Below are 17,857 nucleotides of genomic sequence, written 5' to 3' on the forward strand. Positions count from 1 at the left end.
GCTCAATCCTGCCAACTGCCGGGCTCAGGCGTGGTAAACCGTTTGACCTTGTCTGGTGGTGCGCAGCTGGGGTTCATTTGTTCATCAGTCAATAATAGGTAGCTGTCCCGGTGGGCCGTGCCCACGGGAATGGCACCCTCTTTGGTGAAGCAGGGTAGCTCAATCTGATCGGCGACGAGGAGATAGCTGTCCTCGGTTTCGCTCATCCACAACCAGGCATTGCGATTTTCCTGTTCCCGACCGGTAAAGAAGCTGAAATGGGTGAAGTCGCGTTTGGAAAACAGCAGGAACTGCTCCCGGAAGTCGATCATGCCGAGCTGCCCGCCGGGCGGGATATGCTGTTCTGCGGCGGCCAGCACGTTGCGAGGAGTTCGAAGCGGCTCAAGAATTCGATAGCCCCAGGTGCCCAGCAGCAGCCAGGTGATCATCATGGCCAGAAACAGACGCCCCAGCGCACGGGAGCGCCAGAACCCGAACAGGGTGATCAGCCAGGCCAGTCCTATGACGAAGACGAACGTCCCCGCCTCGTGCAGTTTGGCCGGGTCGGTGCTGTAGTCAGCCACTTTTTCAACCAACCTGGGGTGGTCGTTCCAGGCCAGGACGCCAACCGCCATCAACGCGATACCGAGCAGTAACTGCACACCTGTCAGGAGCGGCGGAAACCACCCCGCCGGTTTCTGGCTGCTGAGCAGCGGGGCGAAAATCAGCGCCAGCATGGGCAATGCTGGCAACAGGTAAACACCGCGCTTGCCGGGGCTGAGGCTGAAAAACACGATGACCAGGGCAATCCAGCCCAGAAGTACAGGAATAATCGGCCGGTACCGGGCGGTTTCAGACAGGGGCCGGATCAAGGCCAGCAGCAACAGCGGAAGAGGAAACCAGAGCGAGGGAATTACGCTGGTGAGGTAATAGTACCAGGGCTGGATATGGCCCCATGAGTCGGCATAGCGCTCGCCGGTCTGCTTGAACAGGATATTATTCCGATAAGCCAGGGCCTCTTCGGTGCCGAGATTGTTAACGTAAAGCACCATGGGAATCAGCCAGGCGGCAACCACTGCCAGCATGGCCAGCGGGCCCAGTGCGCAGCGCCAGGTGAGCGTGCCACGGAACAATGCGCGATCGCGAAGCTTCATGACCACGATCGGAATGAGCATCAGCGCCGGCAGGAAGCCAACCCCTTTGGTGATGATCCCGAGCCCCATAAATGCCCAGCCAACGAAGTACCATCCCCAGGCGGGCCCGCTAAAAAAGTGTCGGATCAGGCCGTAGCAGGCAACCGCAATCCAGCAGGCGACCATGGCGTCGATCTGGGCTTTCTGGGCCTGGATCACGAACTGGGGCGCAAGCATCAGCAACATGACCGCGATGGCACCGGTTCGCTGGTTCCACAGGCGGGTGCCCAGATCAAAGACCAGTCCCAGTGTCAGCAGGCTACACAGCGCATTGGGCAGCAGGAATGCAATCTTCAGGTTGCCGGTCAGCCAGTAAAAGAAGGCAATACTCCACATGAACACCGGTGGCTTGTCCGGGTAGAACTCACCACCCCGCATGGGGATCAGCCATTGCCCGGAGGCGACCATTTCGCGGGCCACTTCCGCGAACCTCGGTTCGTCGGCAGGCCAGGGGGAACGTAGTCCGATCCCGGTAAAAATCACGACTGCGGCAAAGGCCAGCAGTAACAGCAGGAGTTGATTGCGGGAAAGGTTAAACACGGTGTCCGGCAGGTGGCGGACGAAGGGTGATGCAGGCATGGTTCGGTCTCAGAGAGAGTCGGAAACGGAATCGGCCAGCGTCCTGGCCCTCTGGTTGTGATAGAGAAAAGCACCAATCAGCGAGGCGAGAATGAAAAAGCCGATGCTCACGGCAAGCTGATAGGCATTAGCATTGCCGATACCGGCACCGGCCAGGGCAAACACCAGCATCTGGGGCAGGTAGCCAAGGGTGCTGCCGAACAGGAACGGTGAGAAACGGATCCCGGAGCAGCCTGCGACAAGGTTGGTCACCAGGTTACTGCCCACCGGCAGCAAACGCACCATGAGAACCTTCAACAGCGTCTGCTCCCGGAACAGGCGATCAAACTGCTGCATGCGATGGCTGAACCGCCGGCTCAATGGCGTTCGCAGCAGCCAGCGGGCGGTCAGGAAACAGCCGGTGGCCCCGATGGCGGCGGCCAGGGTCGACAGCAGTGTCCCGTTGAACCCGCCCAGCGCAAAACCCAGCACGAAGGCGAGCAACTGGCGTGGAGCGCCGAGGCCGGTAAACAATGCGCCGGCGAGGGTAATCACCACCAATCCGCCGACACCATGGCTGTGGAGATAGTTCGCCACTTCATTCTGGTCGGCAATGAAGTCGAGCCAGCCGTTGTGGATGGTCAGATAGCCAACCAGCACCAGGGCGGCGAAGGCCAGCCAGCGGGAACCGTTGATCATGTCAGGAGCGCTCCGCCACCGATCCCTGTGGATCGGCCTGACCGGCACTGCTGATAACAGGAACCCGGGTGCGGTGCAGCAACCAGAGTACACCGAGCAGGTCCAGGATGCCGGCCCAGGTCCGGTTCCAGGCGTTGTATTTGGAAATCCCGGCGATGCGTGGGCGGTGGTTTACCTCCACGATGGCAATGTCACCGCCGATCCCGCGTACCAGCGCCGGGATGAATCGGTGTCCGTGATCGAACCAGGGGAGTTTGAGGAAGGTTTCCCGGGGAAACAGCTTCAGGCCGCAACCGGTATCGGGCACGCCATCATGAAGCAGTGCATCCCGCACGCGATTGGCCAGGCGGGACTGGAAGCGCTTCCACGCAGTGTCCTTGCGATTCTTGCGATAGCCGGCAATACAGAAGTCCGGGTTCCGCATGGTGTTGGCTTTCTGCAGCATGGCGGGAATGTCGGCCGGATCGTTCTGGCCATCGCCATCCATGGTAACAATCAACCTGCTCCGGGCCTGTCGGATACCCGATGCCAGGGCACCGCTCTGGCCGATGCTGCGCTCGTGGCGAATGGTCAACAACCGGCCGCCGAGGGCCCGGGCTGTCCGAACGGCTGTGTCCAGCGTGCTGTCTGTGCTGCCATCATCCACCAGCACCACCTCAAAGCCGTGATAGTCACGCATTACCCCATAGGCCTCGGTCAGCAGGGTAGCGATGTTGGCTTCTTCATCCTTGGCCGGTATAACCAGCGAAAGAGTTCTTTCCTGACCCATGTAAAGACATCCTCGAAAACGGAATATCAACCGGGCCGTCTGTCGGCCCTGTTCAATTGGGCCGGAGTATCCTCCTCAAACCTTAAAACAATCTTAAACCTTCTTGAGACGAGAGGTGGCACGGGCCGGGAGCCAGATGCTGACGCACAGGCCCGAGTTGCCATCCGGCCGGTCGCCCAGGGTGAGCTGGCCACCATGAAGTTCAGCGATGCGCCTGGCGATGGCCAGCCCGAGACCCGCGCCACCACCGAGTCGCTGGTCCAGCCGGACAAAACGGCTCAAAGCCCGCTCACGTGCCTCGGCTGGGATGCCGGGGCCCTGGTCGCACACGGTTATATGGTATCCCTCACCGGCAGGCGTGAGGTGTGTTTCGATGCTTGTGTGTTCGGGGCTGTACTGGATGGCGTTCGCCAGCAGGGAGCGCATGAGGGTGTTGATCAAGGCGCTGTGGCAGGAGACCAGGGCCTGACCGGCATCGTCCTGCAGCACGGGGTCGATGTCCTTTTTCAGGGCCAGCGGTGCCACATCGGCAATGCTCTGTTCCACGATGGCTGACAGGTTGTGGTATTCCGGGGTGAAATCGGCACCAGAGTCGACGCGGTTGAGCAGCAGCATCTGCTCAACCAGGTGCACCATGCGGTCCACGGACTGGATCAGATCGCCGTATTGCTCCGGGTCGTTCTCGTAGACTTTTTCCAGATTCAGGCGCAGGGCCGTAAGCGGTGTCCTCAGTTCGTGGGCGGCATCGGCAGAAAACCGCCTTTCCCGTTCCAGGGCCTGGTTGAGGCGTCGGAGCAGACCATTCACCGCCTGCACCAGACCGGCGACTTCCTTGGGCGCCTGTCGGTCGTCCAGTGGGTGTATATTTTCCGGGGCCATGTTGCGTACGGGCTTCTCGAGCTTTCTCAGTGGCTGGAAGCCCACCTGGATCGACACCAGCACTGCCAGAGCCAGCACGGGCAGCACGATCAGGAAAGGCAGTACGTTGCCGAGAGCAATTTCCTGGCTGAGTTCATCCCGGACATCTTCACGCTGGGCCGTGCGGATCCAGAAACCGGTCGCCGGATCTTCAAGGGTGAAGGTTCGCCATTGATATCCGGCTACTTCCTGCCATCCGAAGCCACGCTCCAGGCCCTGCGAATCGTTGGCGCGCAGGGTGTCCAGAATCGGCTCCCGGTCCGGCGACCAGACCTCAAAGGCCAGCTTCCGTTCGTATTTGTGGCCCGCGCCGCCGGGCAGGATTTCATTCTCCTCCTCGTCGCCCTGGTACACGCCGTCTGGCAGTTGGAGCGTCTTCTCCAGGGTATGACTAATCTGCTCCATCGACTGCGTGGAAGAGAGATGCTCAACCAGGCCCTGGACAATGCGGGTGCTCTGGGCCAGCTCCGCGTCGAAAAGCTCTTCCAGTTGATGGTCGCTGACGTAGAAGCCCCAGCCGGCAGCAATCAGAGTGATGAAGAACACCGTGCTGGTGATCAGAAGGATCAGTTTTCGGGTCAGGCTCATTCGGGAGAAACCTCCGCAGCGGCCTTGCTGTCCAGCATGTAGCCAACGCCACGGACGGTGCGGATGGTCTGTTTGCCAACGCGCCGGCGCAAATGATGGACATGCACCTCAAGGGCATTACTCTCTGCGCCCTGCTCCCAACCATACAGCTGCTCTTCCAGCCGACGGCGGGTTGCCACCTGGTCGGGGTGGCGCATCAGGTAGTGCAGAATCTGGAATTCGCTGCGCGGAAGAGCCGCCGTTTCGGTCCCCAGCTTGAGCTGGCCTGAATCGGGGTCCAGAATCAGCCTGCCCACCTGCAGACCGCCTGTCCGGACACCGGCTCCGCGCCGCGTAACGGCCCGAATTCGAGCTTTCAGTTCCGCCATGGCGAAGGGCTTCGTCAGGTAGTCGTCAGCGCCCGCATTGAGGCCCTGAAGTTTTTCGTCCAGATCGCCGCGGGCGGTGAGGATGATGACCGGCGTCTCGATACCCTGGCTGCGTACCTTTTTCACTATATCCAGCCCGTCCACGCGGGGCAGCGTCAGATCCAGGATGGCCAGATCGAAGCTATCGTTCAGGAGTGCATTGAGCGCCTGCTGGCCGTCATCCAGCCAGTCAACGGTGTTCTGCTCGTCACGCAACATACCCAGCATGGTGTTGGCCAAAAGATGATCGTCTTCAATCAGCAATATTCGCATACAGCAGGAATCCGGTTGGTTTTCAGCTAAGCGGGTGATCGTTGGATGCATTGTAATCGATACCGCCGGTTTTGCTTTTTTCCTGAAAGCTGGTCGCGGTATTTCCCGAGGATGGCTTCAACAGGAAAAGCCGGTAGCGACGGTTTTCCTCAATCGGTCTGGTGAGGTCTTCAAGGCGCCTGATCATTGCGGTGTTGCCCTTCTCTACAGCCAGAGCCATGGGTTCATGTAGGTTGCCCGATTCAATGCGATCGATAACGTCTTCCTGGGCAATGGCATGAGCATCGCCACGGCTGTAGAAGCGTGCCGAGAACGGGGCCTTGCCCAGGTAAAACAGATTGTCTGCGCTCATGTGGGGGAGTTGTTCGACTTGCGCGACCAGATCCCGCTCGGTTTTCAGTTGCTCCGGGTGCAGGGCAAGCCAGCCTGCGGCGGCGATCCCCATCATGGGGATTGTCAGCACTGCAGCCAGACTGGAGGCCGGCATTCGACCGGAAAGTTCCCTCGGCCAGAGGCTGGATGCCAGCACGGCAAGAAACGGCAAACCTGGAAGCACGTAGGTCCAGAGAATGTTACCGGAGAGGGTGAAAAAGACGGCAGGACTCAGCGCGGATGCCAGAACCAGCCCGCCCACGCCTTTTTCAACGGGCTGCCACTGTTGTGGTGCAGGTTGACGGCGCCAGCGGCTAACGCCAAAAGCAACAATCGCGATCAGACCCCAGGGGAAACTGGCGGCAACCAGGTACAGCCAGATGGTGCCCCGGGTAAACTCGTGTGCGTTGCCATAAAGATCACCCTGCCAGCTACTGACAAGGAATCGCTTGATGTGTTCTCCCACGATGAAGTAATCGAGAAAACCGGGTGTCTTGAGCTCGGCGAGAACGTACCAGGGGGCTGCAATGGCCATCATCAAAAGTGAACCGCGTAGCCAGGGCAGTTGCTGCCACAGGACCAGCCAGCGTCGGGTCGTCGCAACCCAGAGAAAAACCGGCAGCCCGGTCAGAACCAGAATCAGCGGGCCCTTGGCGAGCAGGCCGATGGCAAGACCGATAAAGAAGAGCCAGCCCCACACCATGGGGCCGCCCTGAAGACGAACCACAAGGCTGGTCAGTACCAGCGTTGAGCCGAGGGCAAGGAACGAATCGGTCATCACCGTGCCCGCCGTCAGGAAGCCCAGGGCCGTGGTGGCGTAAATCAGGGCGGCCCAGAGGCCGGCCGACGTTGCCGCTTGGCTGTCGCGTTCGGGATGCAGGTAACGACGCAGGGTGAAGACCAGATAGACGATAATGACATTGGCCAGCCAGGATGGCAGCCTGCCCGCGAATTCAGAAACACCCAGCAATTTGAACGACAGTGCCTGCGCCCAGAACGACAGTGGTGGCTTGCCCCAGAACGGCACTCCGTAGTCGAACCATGGGGTTATCCAATCTCCGGTGTGGGCCATTATGCGGGCAATTTCGGCATAGCGCGGTTCGGTAGTGTCCGCCAGCGGCAGTATCGCCGCCAGTCCGAGCCGTGCGGCAAGCACGGCAAACAGGAGCCAGAGCAGGGTGTTAATGTTTCTGGTCATTACCGGCTACTCGCAGTTGGGTGAGAACCGGCTGAGCAATGTCGTCGCTGTCTTCCGCAACAATAAACACCGGGCGCTGTTTGGTCTCCATATAGATCCGACCGACGTACTCCCCCAACAGGCCAACGCATAGCAGCTGAACCCCTGAGAGGAACGTGATCATGGCAATCATGGAGGCGTAACCCGGTGTGGATATGCCGAAAACCATTGCCCGGATAACTTCCCATGTGCCGAAAAGGCCTCCGGCGCCGGCGGCAAAGAGGCCGAGGATCAGGGCAATCCGCAGTGGGCGCGTGGAGAACGAGGTAATCCCTTCCATCGCCAGATGCATGAGCTTCAGATAGTTCCACTTGGTTTTGCCTGCCAGGCGTGGATCGCGGTCAAATTCGAGAGTGACCGTTGGCATGCCAACCCACGCGAACATGCCTTTCAGGTAGCGGTTGCGTTCGGGTAACCGGTTGAGGGCATCTACGGTGCGCCGGCTCATCAGTCGGAAGTCGCCAGTATCCACCGGTATCGATGCGTCACTTATATGGTTGATCAGGCGATAGAAAATGCTCGCAGTGGTGCGTTTCAGCCAGCTTTCACCGGCCCTCGATCGCCGTTTCATCAGAACGACGTCTGCCCCCTGCTGCCATGCCTGAACCATCCTCGGGATCAACTCCGGGGGATCCTGGAGATCGGCGTCCATCAGTACCACGGCATCGCCACGGGCACTCTCAAGGCCCGCGGTAACGGCCGCTTCCTTGCCAAAGTTCCGGGAGAGCTGAACGACACGGATTCCGGAGTAACGGTCCCTGGCCCGTAGCAGCTGTGCAACAGAATCGTCCCGGCTGCCATCGTCCACGAACAACAGCTCAACCTGGCCCGGCAGTTGGCGGCAGACCAGATCCAGCCGTTTCAACAGGGTTGGAATCACATCGGCTTCGTTGTGAACCGGGATAATGATGCTCAGCATCGGATTACTGAACGTTGATTGTCTGTTCTTCATGGAAAACAAACCTCTGTGCAAAGAGATAATTGGCAAAGGCAACCAGGCCGGTCGTGATTAGTTGCGAGGGGGCGACGCTGAGACCCGTAACCAGGAGTAGCGAAAAGCCCGCTAAATTGAGGGCCCAGCCCAATGCAGCCCCCGTGAGATATCGCGGGAACGCAATTCTATGAGGCAGGTTGGAACAAAAAGCGTAGCGATGCTGGCCAACATAATTTGCCAGCAATCCAGCCGTGGCACCGGTGGCGGTTGCGAGAACGGCGTTCAGTCCCCAACCGATCAAGACCAGCATGGTCAGCCAATGCAGCAGGGTGGCGACGCCACCGGCCAGCAGGAATCGTGGCAATCTGCCCCAGCCATTTGACCGCAATAACGGGAATCTCATACAGCCTCACTTAAGAACCCGGGCGTTATCGGAAGAATCCGAATGATGGCCGGCACGTTACCGGGCCATCCTTAAGCAAGCCTTAACCGCGACCTTTGAAAAACCTTAAGCCGGCCTTAAGGTTTCTCCCGGCCGTCCTTAAGCCTGGTTTAAGGCTTTGCTCCTAATCTGGTACCCGTGATCAAAGCGCCCACGGGGAGCGAAACTGGAGAGCCCATATGACAGACCCGCTGATGATGTCCACATGTTGTCCCCCGGACTCCGGGGAGGTGGTTCCGGTCATCCGTTGTGCCGGTCGCTGGTTTAACGAGATCCGTCCCGAGACGGCAATGGCCGGGACGGTCGCGGATTTTATCCGTCGGCGCTTCCTGCATGCCTATGGCGCCGAGCCTTCTCTGCGCATACCGGCATTGCTTGCCCTGACAACGGCTCAGGGCAGTCTTCTTGCCGCGGTCGGTGTTCGTAATGCTGCGCTGGAAAAACTGTTCCTGGAAGATTATCTGTCGGTGCCTGTGGAGTCGGTGATGCCGGTTGCGGGCATCGAGCGACATCGGATCGCGGAGATTGCCCATCTGGCGGGCGTTGAAGCCGGCGTTAGCCGTTTTCTGTTTGCCTCGTTGTCGGTGTGGCTGGATGGGGCCGGTTATGACTGGGTGGTGTGCACCGGCACGGATCAGCTACGCAACAGTTTTCATCGCCTGGGCATTGCCACTCAGGTCCTGGCGACTGCCGATCCCGCCATGTTGCCCGATGGCGGTGCCGGCTGGGGGCGTTATTACGACCATCATCCGGTGGTGATGGCCATTCGTGTCGCCGATGGTATGTCGGCACTGCGGACCGCCGGTTTGCTCCGGTTGATTCAGCCGGTTGAGTCCGAAGCCCCCGGGGAAGAAGCGATGGCAGGAGGTTCCTATGGCCACATTGCCTGAACTTCTGCAACGCCAGGCGGCCGTCCAACCCTCACAAACGGCGCTCCAGGGGCCGGAGTCGGCCTTCACATACGCTCAGATGATGCAGGCGGCCGAGGCTCTCGCCGACCAGTTGACGCGCCTTGGTGTGCGCCGGGCCGGCCTGTGTGGCGACAACTCCGTGGCGTGGATTCTTGCCGATCTGGCCTGTTTGCTTGCCGGCGTGGTGTGTGTCCCCGTGCCGGTGTTTTTTTCACGGACCCAGACGGAACACCTGACTGAACGAGCTGGCCTTGATTGCCTGTTGTCAGGGGGCGCAAGCAATGGCGGTGAGCACATTGGCCATGGTGTCTGGCTAAGGCATTTGCCGGTAACAGCGGCAGCCGCCTGGATGCCGGAGCAGACCGCGAAGATAACCTTTACGTCTGGCAGTACAGGCAACCCAAAGGGCGTCTGCCTGTCGGTGGCCCAGATGACGGCCACCACGCTGGCCTTGCAGGAGCGTCTTGAGGGCGTCGACCTTGAGCGGCACCTGTGCATCCTGCCACTGGCCACATTGCTGGAGAACATTGCCGGGGTTTATCTGCCATTGCTTATGGGCAGTACGGTAATGGTCGCACCCTTGCAGGATCTGGGCATGACCGGAAGCAGTGGGCTGGACATCGACCGGCTGGTACAGGGCGTCAACGAACACCAGCCGCAGTCCCTGATTCTGGTGCCGGAACTGGCTATGACGCTGGTGTCTGCGGCCGAACAGAAACAGCTGGACAGTAATTCTTTCCGGTTTCTGGCGGTTGGTGGCGGACGGGTTTCGTCCGACCTGCTTGCCAGGGGCCGCGCGGTCGGCCTGCCGCTTTATGAGGGTTATGGGCTTTCCGAGTGCAGTTCCGTGGTTGCATTGAACGTGCCTGGAACCGAACGCGAAGGTGCGGTGGGTAAACCGCTCTCCCATGTTCGGGTACGGGTGGATGACCGCGGACACATTCTGGTGGCCGGGAACACCCACCTGGGTTACCTGGGGGATGAACCGGCAGGGGATGAGTGGCTGGATACCGGTGACCTGGGTGCCCGGGATGCCGGGGGTTTCCTGTCGGTGAGCGGTCGCGCGAAGAATCTTCTGATTACCAGCTTTGGTCGCAACATCAGCCCGGAATGGCTGGAGAGTGAACTCATACAGGCGATAGGTGCCCGCCAGGCGGTGGTGTTTGGTGATGGCGATCCCTGCCCTTCCGCCCTCGTTGTGGTGCAGGATGGTCGTTCACCTGAAGCGTTGCGCTCGCAGCTGGACGCTCTGAACAACAATTTGCCGGACTACGCCCGTTTGTCCGGTGTCTATATCCGCCGTCAGCCATTGAGCCAGGCTGAGGGCTACCTGACTGCAAACGGCCGGCCTGTTCGCCAACAGATTCAGGCGGATCTGCCAACGCTGCTGGCCGGCGCATTTCCGATTTTCATGAATCTTTCGATATCCAATTCTGAACTTTCAAACCCGCCAGGAGGATCTTTCATGGCATTTTTCGATCGACTGCAGTCCGAAACTGCACAAGCCCGCGCCCACGTAACCGGTGCGCCTGTTATTGAGGCCATCCGCGAGGGCCGGTTTGACCTGAATGGCTATACCTGGTTTCTCACCCAGGCGTATCACCACGTGAAACACACCGTGCCCCTGATGATGGCGTGCGGTGGCCGCTTACCCGAGCGTCTGGAATTTGTGCGAAAGGCGTTGGTGGAATACATCGAGGAGGAGTATGGCCACCATGAGTGGATCCTCAACGATCTTGCGGCCTGCGGAGAGGACAAGGAAGCCATTCGTCATGGCAGCCCGGATACCTCTATCGAGCTGATGGTCGCCTACCTCTATGACCGCATCAACCGCGGGAACCCGGCCGCCTTTTTCGGCATGGTTCAGGTGCTTGAGGGAACGTCGATCGAGCTGGCGACGCCGCTCGGTGAAGCCATCCAGAAACAGCTTGGCCTGCCCAAGGAAGCGTTCAGCTACCTCTACTCCCATGGTGCTCTGGACCAGGAGCATTTCGAGTTCTTCCGGAACCTGATGAACGAAATCACCGATCCGGATGACCAGCAGGCCATTATCGAGGCGGCCCGTATGGTCTACCGGCTATACGGCGACATGCTGCACAGCATCCCCGTGCCCGAGAATCGCAAGGAGCGGCGCCATGAGGCTGCATGATCGGGTGTTCCTGCTTCTGGGTGGCACCGGCGGTATAGGAAAGGCGCTCGTGGAGCCGTTGGTCAGGGCAGGTGCTCGGGTGATTATCGCTTCCCGGCACCCGGAAAAGCTTGAACATCGGGAAGGTGTCTCGCTCGTACATCTGGATCTTGCGGCGCCGGACCTCGACCAGCAGCTGGTTCGGCTCGGCGATGCCTATCCGGATATTGATGGCGTTATCCACTGTGCCGGCCAGAACTGCTTTGCCAGCCTGGGCAATATGACAGTCAATGAACTGGACGCCCAGATTGCCGTCAATCTCCGGTCAGCGATGATTGTCGCCAGGCATTTTGCACCAAGGTTTGAAAAAGCCGAACAGGGAGCGCTGGTGTTCGTGGGGTCCACCTTTGGCAGCATCGGTTTCCCCGGCTACACCGCATACTGCGCCAGCAAGTTTGGTCTGCGCGGTTTCAGCGAAGCCCTGCGCAGGGAACTGGCCGATACCCCGGTTCAGGTGATCTATGTGGCCCCCCGCGCCACTGCCACGGACATGAATCCGAAGGCCGTGAACGAGCTGAACCGGGCACTCGGCAACGCCATGGACGCACCTGGAGCGGTGGCGGCGCAGATTCTGGCTGCTATGGAAAATGACGATCGCCGGCGTTTTCTGGGCTGGCCCGAGAAGTTGTTCGTGGTCATCAACGGCATCCTGCCCAAAATTGTCGATAAGGCGATGCTGAAGCAACTGCCGGTGATCCGGCGGTTTCTGAATCCGGGAGTGTTGTCATGAAACGTGTTTTATTGATGGTCTTGTGTCTGGCTGCCCAGCCGCTTTGGGCAGCTGCTCTTGAGACCGAGCTGGCCGACATCCAGCATCGCTGGGCCGAGATCCAGTACCAGGTACCGGAGGACGAAAAAGAGAAAGCCTTCGAGGGCCTGGCTGGCGAGGCGGAACAGTTTGTTGCCCATTATCCGGATCGGGCAGAGCCGCTGATCTGGCAGGGTATTGTGCTGAGCACCTACGCCGGTGCCAAAGGTGGTCTGGGTGCCCTGGGCCTGGTCAAGGACGCCCGGAAATCCCTGGAAGCGGCCCTGGCTATCGATCCTGATGCGCTGGATGGCTCGGCTTACACATCCCTTGGCAGCCTTTATTACCAGGTTCCTGGCTGGCCACTGGGCTTCGGTGATGACGACAAGGCCCGTCAGTATTTGCAGAAAGCATTGGCGATCAATCCTGATGGTATGGATGCCAATTTCTTCTTTGGCGATTTTCTGCTGGACCAGGGCGAGCCTGAAAGAGCCCGGAGCTATCTGCAGAAAGTCCTCGAAGCACCCGACAGGGCGGGCCGCGACGTCGCTGATGCCGGTCGGCGGGAAGAAGCCAGGAACCGTCTGGACTCGCTCTGATTCGTCGTCTCCGGAATCGGTTTGCTTCCTGTCAGCGTGGGCTACACTCTTTTATGAGCAGGGTGATTCGTCCGTTGGGAGGACAGGGTGTCCAAGGCGTCAAGGTCCGGCAACGGGCAGCAAACCGGTTTGTCTGCCCGTTTTTTCCAGAAACTGGCCTCAGGGGTGCCTGGCGTCCTTTTCATCTATTGGCTGGGTGCAGATCGGGAGTCCCATCGATGCCCCTTCATCAGTGAACGTGTTCAGGCACTTTTTGGCATAGCCCCGTGGGATCTGAATGACAACGCGGATCCGATTTTTGCGATGATCCACCCCGACGACGTTGAGGCCGTCATGGAGAGTATCCGTGTCTCTGCGGATACCCTGAAAACCTGGTCGTACCGCGCGCGGCTCAGACTGCAGAATGGCGACTACGAGTGGTTCGAGGTCAGCTCCGAGCCGGAGCGGCAACCCGATGGCAGTACCCTCTGGTACGGTCAGTTCCATAACATCCAGCATTACAAAAACCTGGAGCAGAGCCTCCGAGATAGCGAGGCGGAGTTTTCCTTCCAGGCTGGTTTCCAGAAGCTCATTGCCCGCCTTTCCACCGAATTCATCAATCTGGGCTTTGGCACCATTGATCAGTGCATTGATGAGCTCCTGCGATCCATCGGCCTGTTTTTCAAGGTAGACCGGGCCTACCTGTACTGCTTTACCGACGATTACGCCGTAATGACCAATACCCATGAATGGTGCAGGGACGGTGTCCCTGCCCTGATTGAGACCCAGCAAGAGGTACCGATCGAGGATTTTCACTGGTGGCAGGAACAGATCGAGGGCATGGTCAGTGGCAGCCGCGTGGTGTTCATCGAAGATGTCGATCGACTGCCGCGGGAGGCCGCACCCGAGCGGGCTCTGCTTCAGGAGCAGGGCGTATCTTCCATGTTCTGTGTGCCCATCCGGGTGCGTGGACGGGTCACCGGGTTTTTCGGCGTTGACTCCCTGCGTCGACGAAGCTGGCGTCTGGATCAGGCCGATCTGTTGATCATCGTCTCCGGCCTGTTGTCGGGTGCTCTTGAGCGCAATCGCCTGGAAGAAGAGCTGCTTAACCAGTCCATTCGTGATCCGCTGACCGGTCTGCATAATCGCCGCTACCTGATGCCAAGGCTGGATGAAATGCTGGGCCGGAGTAACCGTCGGGGAGAACGTTTCGCCCTGGCGATCTTCGACATCGATCACTTCAAGACGATCAACGACTCCATCGGACACCTCGGGGGCGATTATATCCTCCAGCGCTTTGCTGACATCCTGGTGAGCCAGACCCGCTCCATGGATGTGGTTGCCCGTTTCGGTGGCGAGGAGTTCATTGTTGTTTTCAGCGCCGTGGAACACGGGGACGTGAGGCAGTTTGTGCAGCGAATTCTCGAAGCTGTGCATGAGGAAAGGTTTGTGTTCAATGACACGGACATTCCGGTGACCGTCAGTGCGGGTGTGGCGGCGATCGAAGAGTTCGTTGACCAGCCAGCGACTCCCGATGCCTTGATTGCCCGGGCAGATGATCGGCTCTATATGGCCAAGCAGGCAGGGCGGGACTGCCTTGTTGATGCATCAGGAACATTGCGCATATAAAAAAAGATCATTTCACCTCATATTACGAAATAGTATATGCTTATATTAAATTTGATATTCGGATACTCCAGAGGTGACTGCCATGAGCAACCCGATCGTTCAGCATTTTTTTGATGAACCCACCAATACCTTCAGTTATGTGGTGCGCGACCCGGACAGCCAGGCCTGTGCCATTCTCGATTCGGTCCTGGATTTTGATTACGCCGCTGGCACCACCGACGTGCGTTCTGCAGACGAGATTATCGAGTACATCCGCAGCAACGATCTGAAGGTCGAGTGGATTCTGGAGACCCACGTACACGCGGATCACTTGTCGGCCGCGCCTTACCTGCATGAGAAGTTGGGCGGCAAGACCGGCATTGGTGCGCACATCCGAGACGTACAGGAAATATTTGGCAAGGCGTTTAACGCCGGCACCGAATTCCAGCGCGACGGCAGCCAGTTCGATCAGCTGTTCAGAGAGGGCGACACATTCGCCATCGGTGGTCTTGAGGGGCGCGTATTGCATACCCCGGGGCACACCCCTGCCTGCCTGACCTATGTGGTTGGCGATGCCGCCTTCGTGGGTGACACCCTGTTTATGCCGGATTTCGGCACCGCCCGCTGTGATTTCCCGGGTGGCGATGCCCGCACCCTGTACCAGTCTATCCAGAAGGTACTGTCTCTGCCGGCAGAAACCCGTATCTTCCTGTGTCACGACTACAAGGCGCCCGGCCGTGACGAGTATCAGCATATGACCACGGTGGCCGAGCAGCGGGAAGCAAACATCCATGTCCACGAAGGTGTTTCCGAGGAAGAGTTCGTGAAGATGCGGACCGAACGGGACGCGACCCTGGATATGCCACGGCTGATTCTGCCTTCGGTCCAGGTCAACATGCGGGCAGGCCATATGCCTCCGGCTGAAGACAATGGTCAGGTTTACCTGAAAGTACCGGTTAACCTGTTCTGAGATTCCCGATGAATCTTAAACGCTATCTGCCCATTCTGGATTGGGCCCCAAAATATGGCCGGGAACAGGCCACCAGTGATCTGGTGGCCGCGATCATCGTTACCGTCATGCTCATCCCCCAGTCGCTGGCCTATGCCCTGCTGGCCGGGTTGCCTGCCCAGGTGGGTCTGTACGCCAGTATCCTGCCCCTGGTTATTTACGCTGTCTTCGGCACCAGCCGAACACTGTCGGTGGGCCCGGTTGCTGTGGCTTCCCTGATGACCGCAGCGGCCCTGGCACCCCTTGCGGAGTCCGGTACACCGGAATACGTGGCGGGTGCCGTTTTGCTGGCGGTCATGTCTGGGTTGATGCTGACCCTGATGGGTGTCCTTAGGCTGGGTTTCCTGGCCAATTTTCTCAGCCATCCGGTGATTTCGGGCTTTATCACGGCCTCCGGCATTGTGATTGCTGCCAGTCAGCTGAAGCATATCTTCGGAATCCAGGCCTCGGGTCACAACCTTCTGGAAATTGCTCACTCGCTGTTGGGATCCATCGGTGACACCAACCTGGCAACGTTGGGGGTCGGTGCCGGAGCGCTGATTTTCCTGATGCTGGCCCGCAAACGTCTGAAGCCGCTTCTGATGGCAATGGGGTTGGCCCCGAGAATGGCGGATATTCTTACCAAAACCGCGCCGATTCTGGCGGTTCTGGTCACCACCCTGGTGGCCTGGCAGTTCCAGCTTGATGGCCAGGGTGTGCGTCTGGTTGGAGATGTGCCCCGGGGACTGCCCGATTTCACCATGCCGAGCCTGGACATGGGCTTGTGGCAGCAGCTGGCGGTCAGCGCGTTGCTGATCAGTGTTGTGGGTTTCGTGGAGTCGGTGTCTGTTGGCCAGACCCTGGCCGCGAAACGTCGCCAGCGTATTGATCCGGACCAGGAGCTGATTGGCCTGGGTACTGCCAACCTGGGCGCCGGTTTTTCCGGCGGCATGCCGGTCACCGGTGGCTTCTCCCGTTCCGTGGTCAACTTTGACGCTGGGGCCGAGACTCCCGCCGCCGGCGCCTATGCGGCTGTGGGTATCGCCATGGCTACGTTATTCCTGACGCCAGCCATTGCCTATCTGCCCCAGGCGACCCTGGCAGCGACCATTATCGTCGCCGTGGCCACGCTGATCGACCTTCCGGCCCTGGGTCGCACCTGGCGCTACTCCCGCACGGACTTTGGCGCCATGCTCGCCACCATCGTGCTGACTCTGGTGCACAGTGTCGAGGCCGGCATTATCGCCGGGGTGGCGCTTTCGATAGGCCTGTTTCTGTATCGAACCAGCCGCCCCCACAGCGCGGTGGTTGGTCGGGTACCGGGAACCGAGCACTTCCGCAACGTGCTCCGCCATGACGTGGAGCTGTGTCCGAAGGTGACTTTCCTGCGGGTGGACGAGAGCCTGTACTTCGCCAACGCACGCTTCCTTGAGGAAACGGTTATGGACCTGATGATACGGGAGCCTGAGCTTAAGGACCTGGTGCTGATGTGTCCGGCCGTGAATCTGGTGGACGCCTCGGCCCTCGAAAGTCTGGAGGCGATTAACGAGCGTATGAAGGATGCAGGAGTGAGGTTGCACCTGGCGGAAGTGAAAGGCCCCGTCATGGACAAACTGAAAGGCACGGAACTGCTTTCCCACCTGGGTGGCGAGGTTTTCCTCAGCACCTTTGAAGCCTGGCAGCGCCTCACTGACCTTGGCAAGCAAGAGAGACAGGTCGCCTGATCTATCTGGGCTCGCTTGCACCGGGGGTGGGGCGAGCCGCTAAGGTGTCATACCCGACCCCGTTACTGCGGTACGTTCACTATGGGCATGACTGAAAATCTGCTATCCACCAGCCAGTGGATCATCACGCTGCTGCTTTTTCTGGTAATTCTTGTCCGGGCGGTGCGCTCCATTGACTGGCCAGCCTTCCGCAAGGACAACGCGCTCCAGCATTCGTTCTTCGGTGCGGCCGTGGTACTCGGATTCGTCTGGCAGCTGAGGGCAGGCATTTCTCCCGGCCTGGCCATCCACATTTTCGGGATCACGGTGATAACGCTGATGCTGGGGTGGGCGCTTGCGGTGCTGGCGGGATTGCTGGCGCTGGTGATCACGGTAATTACCGGACGAGAACCCCTGATCATGTTTGCGGCCAACGGGCTGATTACCGTGATGGTGCCTGCCATTGTCAGCCACGGAATCATGCTCTGGGAACGCCGGCGGGATTTCCGGAATTTCTTCGCCTATATCTTCTTCTGCGGGTTCTTCGGGGCCGGCATTTCCGTGGCAGCCGCTGGTGGTGTCATGTGCCTCATGCTATGGAGCAGTGGCGTCTACACGTTTGACCAACTGGTGCATGAGTACATCCGTTACCTGCCGTTGTTCATGATTCCCGAAGGGTTCGTGAACGGCACTTTTGTGACTGGCCTCATGGTCTTCCATCCGGACCGGTTGACCACGCTGGACCAGAGACGCTACCGGTAGAG

The 17,857-nt window shown here is 59.4% G+C and carries 16 protein-coding genes; 8 read left to right on the forward strand and 8 right to left on the reverse strand.

Features of this window, described 5'->3' with window-relative positions:
• Nucleotides 1–2: 2 nt before the first annotated feature.
• From MDHKLMBL_RS07210 to MDHKLMBL_RS07245, 8 genes are all read right to left on the reverse strand, one after another.
• Nucleotides 3–1,751, reverse strand: a complete 1,749-nt coding sequence (locus tag MDHKLMBL_RS07210; protein ID WP_104270459.1) for an ArnT family glycosyltransferase — start codon at nt 1,749–1,751, stop codon at nt 3–5.
• Between the two features lie 9 nt (nt 1,752–1,760).
• Entirely contained in the window at nt 1,761–2,429 is a 669-nt protein-coding gene (locus MDHKLMBL_RS07215) for a TVP38/TMEM64 family protein (protein ID WP_008177101.1), read from the reverse strand.
• A 1-nt stretch (nt 2,430) separates the two neighbouring features.
• A complete protein-coding gene (locus MDHKLMBL_RS07220; RefSeq protein ID WP_008177102.1) occupies nt 2,431–3,198 on the reverse strand; it encodes a glycosyltransferase family 2 protein in 768 nt (255 codons plus the stop codon).
• 93 nt (nt 3,199–3,291) lie between these two features.
• Entirely contained in the window at nt 3,292–4,704 is a 1,413-nt protein-coding gene (locus MDHKLMBL_RS07225) for an ATP-binding protein (protein WP_014579084.1), read from the reverse strand.
• Nucleotides 4,701–5,384: a response regulator transcription factor gene (locus tag MDHKLMBL_RS07230; RefSeq protein WP_053113696.1), complete on the reverse strand. Its 684-nt coding sequence runs from the start codon at nt 5,382–5,384 to the stop codon at nt 4,701–4,703. The genes MDHKLMBL_RS07225 and MDHKLMBL_RS07230 overlap by 4 nt, the downstream gene beginning before the upstream one ends.
• A gap of 22 nt (nt 5,385–5,406) precedes the next feature.
• Complete coding sequence (locus MDHKLMBL_RS07235; RefSeq protein WP_053113698.1) at nt 5,407–6,954, reverse strand: ArnT family glycosyltransferase; 1,548 nt, start codon at nt 6,952–6,954, stop codon at nt 5,407–5,409.
• Nucleotides 6,938–7,945, reverse strand: a complete 1,008-nt coding sequence (locus MDHKLMBL_RS07240) for a glycosyltransferase family 2 protein (protein ID WP_053113700.1) — start codon at nt 7,943–7,945, stop codon at nt 6,938–6,940. The genes MDHKLMBL_RS07235 and MDHKLMBL_RS07240 overlap by 17 nt, the downstream gene beginning before the upstream one ends.
• Entirely contained in the window at nt 7,917–8,330 is a 414-nt protein-coding gene (locus MDHKLMBL_RS07245; RefSeq protein WP_053113702.1) for a GtrA family protein, read from the reverse strand. Before MDHKLMBL_RS07245 ends, MDHKLMBL_RS07240 begins: the two co-directional genes overlap by 29 nt.
• 218 nt (nt 8,331–8,548) lie before the next feature.
• Here MDHKLMBL_RS07245 and MDHKLMBL_RS07250 point away from each other — a divergent pair, with 218 nt between their 5' ends.
• The 8 genes from MDHKLMBL_RS07250 (at nt 8,549) to MDHKLMBL_RS07285 (ending at nt 17,855) form a co-directional block, all read left to right on the forward strand.
• Nucleotides 8,549–9,259, forward strand: a complete 711-nt coding sequence (locus tag MDHKLMBL_RS07250) for a thermostable hemolysin (protein ID WP_172835829.1) — start codon at nt 8,549–8,551, stop codon at nt 9,257–9,259.
• Nucleotides 9,243–11,429, forward strand: coding sequence for an AMP-binding protein (locus MDHKLMBL_RS07255; RefSeq protein WP_104270460.1), 2,187 nt, complete (start codon nt 9,243–9,245; stop codon nt 11,427–11,429). Before MDHKLMBL_RS07250 ends, MDHKLMBL_RS07255 begins: the two co-directional genes overlap by 17 nt.
• Nucleotides 11,416–12,198, forward strand: coding sequence for an SDR family oxidoreductase (locus MDHKLMBL_RS07260; RefSeq protein WP_104270461.1), 783 nt, complete (start codon nt 11,416–11,418; stop codon nt 12,196–12,198). The genes MDHKLMBL_RS07255 and MDHKLMBL_RS07260 overlap by 14 nt, the downstream gene beginning before the upstream one ends.
• Nucleotides 12,195–12,815 (forward strand): tetratricopeptide repeat protein, encoded by a 621-nt coding sequence (locus MDHKLMBL_RS07265; RefSeq protein WP_014579092.1) that lies wholly within the window; start codon nt 12,195–12,197, stop codon nt 12,813–12,815. The genes MDHKLMBL_RS07260 and MDHKLMBL_RS07265 overlap by 4 nt, the downstream gene beginning before the upstream one ends.
• An 87-nt stretch (nt 12,816–12,902) precedes the next feature.
• Nucleotides 12,903–14,423 (forward strand): sensor domain-containing diguanylate cyclase, encoded by a 1,521-nt coding sequence (locus MDHKLMBL_RS07270; RefSeq protein ID WP_104270462.1) that lies wholly within the window; start codon nt 12,903–12,905, stop codon nt 14,421–14,423.
• An 82-nt stretch (nt 14,424–14,505) separates the two neighbouring features.
• A complete protein-coding gene (locus MDHKLMBL_RS07275) occupies nt 14,506–15,372 on the forward strand; it encodes an MBL fold metallo-hydrolase (protein ID WP_008177122.1) in 867 nt (288 codons plus the stop codon).
• 8 nt (nt 15,373–15,380) lie between these two features.
• Nucleotides 15,381–17,114, forward strand: coding sequence for a SulP family inorganic anion transporter (locus tag MDHKLMBL_RS07280; RefSeq protein WP_014579095.1), 1,734 nt, complete (start codon nt 15,381–15,383; stop codon nt 17,112–17,114).
• 81 nt (nt 17,115–17,195) lie between these two features.
• On the forward strand, nt 17,196–17,855 hold the full coding sequence (locus tag MDHKLMBL_RS07285; RefSeq protein ID WP_104270463.1) for an energy-coupling factor ABC transporter permease: 660 nt from the start codon (nt 17,196–17,198) through the stop codon (nt 17,853–17,855).
• The last annotated feature ends 2 nt before the right edge of the window (nt 17,856–17,857 follow it).

The organism is Marinobacter flavimaris, from assembly GCF_002933295.1.
GTDB lineage: Bacteria > Pseudomonadota > Gammaproteobacteria > Pseudomonadales > Oleiphilaceae > Marinobacter > Marinobacter flavimaris.

Coding starts and splice junctions, on each gene's coding strand:
- MDHKLMBL_RS07250 (WP_172835829.1), top strand. CDS start 8,549: ATGACAGACCCGCTGATGATGTCCACATGTTGTCCCCCGGACTCCGGG.
- MDHKLMBL_RS07235 (WP_053113698.1), bottom strand. CDS start 6,954: ATGACCAGAAACATTAACACCCTGCTCTGGCTCCTGTTTGCCGTGCTT.
- MDHKLMBL_RS07275 (WP_008177122.1), top strand. CDS start 14,506: ATGAGCAACCCGATCGTTCAGCATTTTTTTGATGAACCCACCAATACC.
- MDHKLMBL_RS07245 (WP_053113702.1), bottom strand. CDS start 8,330: ATGAGATTCCCGTTATTGCGGTCAAATGGCTGGGGCAGATTGCCACGA.
- MDHKLMBL_RS07215 (WP_008177101.1), bottom strand. CDS start 2,429: ATGATCAACGGTTCCCGCTGGCTGGCCTTCGCCGCCCTGGTGCTGGTT.
- MDHKLMBL_RS07210 (WP_104270459.1), bottom strand. CDS start 1,751: ATGCCTGCATCACCCTTCGTCCGCCACCTGCCGGACACCGTGTTTAAC.
- MDHKLMBL_RS07260 (WP_104270461.1), top strand. CDS start 11,416: ATGAGGCTGCATGATCGGGTGTTCCTGCTTCTGGGTGGCACCGGCGGT.
- MDHKLMBL_RS07285 (WP_104270463.1), top strand. CDS start 17,196: ATGGGCATGACTGAAAATCTGCTATCCACCAGCCAGTGGATCATCACG.
- MDHKLMBL_RS07230 (WP_053113696.1), bottom strand. CDS start 5,384: ATGCGAATATTGCTGATTGAAGACGATCATCTTTTGGCCAACACCATG.
- MDHKLMBL_RS07240 (WP_053113700.1), bottom strand. CDS start 7,945: ATGAAGAACAGACAATCAACGTTCAGTAATCCGATGCTGAGCATCATT.
- MDHKLMBL_RS07255 (WP_104270460.1), top strand. CDS start 9,243: ATGGCCACATTGCCTGAACTTCTGCAACGCCAGGCGGCCGTCCAACCC.
- MDHKLMBL_RS07265 (WP_014579092.1), top strand. CDS start 12,195: ATGAAACGTGTTTTATTGATGGTCTTGTGTCTGGCTGCCCAGCCGCTT.
- MDHKLMBL_RS07220 (WP_008177102.1), bottom strand. CDS start 3,198: ATGGGTCAGGAAAGAACTCTTTCGCTGGTTATACCGGCCAAGGATGAA.
- MDHKLMBL_RS07225 (WP_014579084.1), bottom strand. CDS start 4,704: ATGAGCCTGACCCGAAAACTGATCCTTCTGATCACCAGCACGGTGTTC.
- MDHKLMBL_RS07280 (WP_014579095.1), top strand. CDS start 15,381: ATGAATCTTAAACGCTATCTGCCCATTCTGGATTGGGCCCCAAAATAT.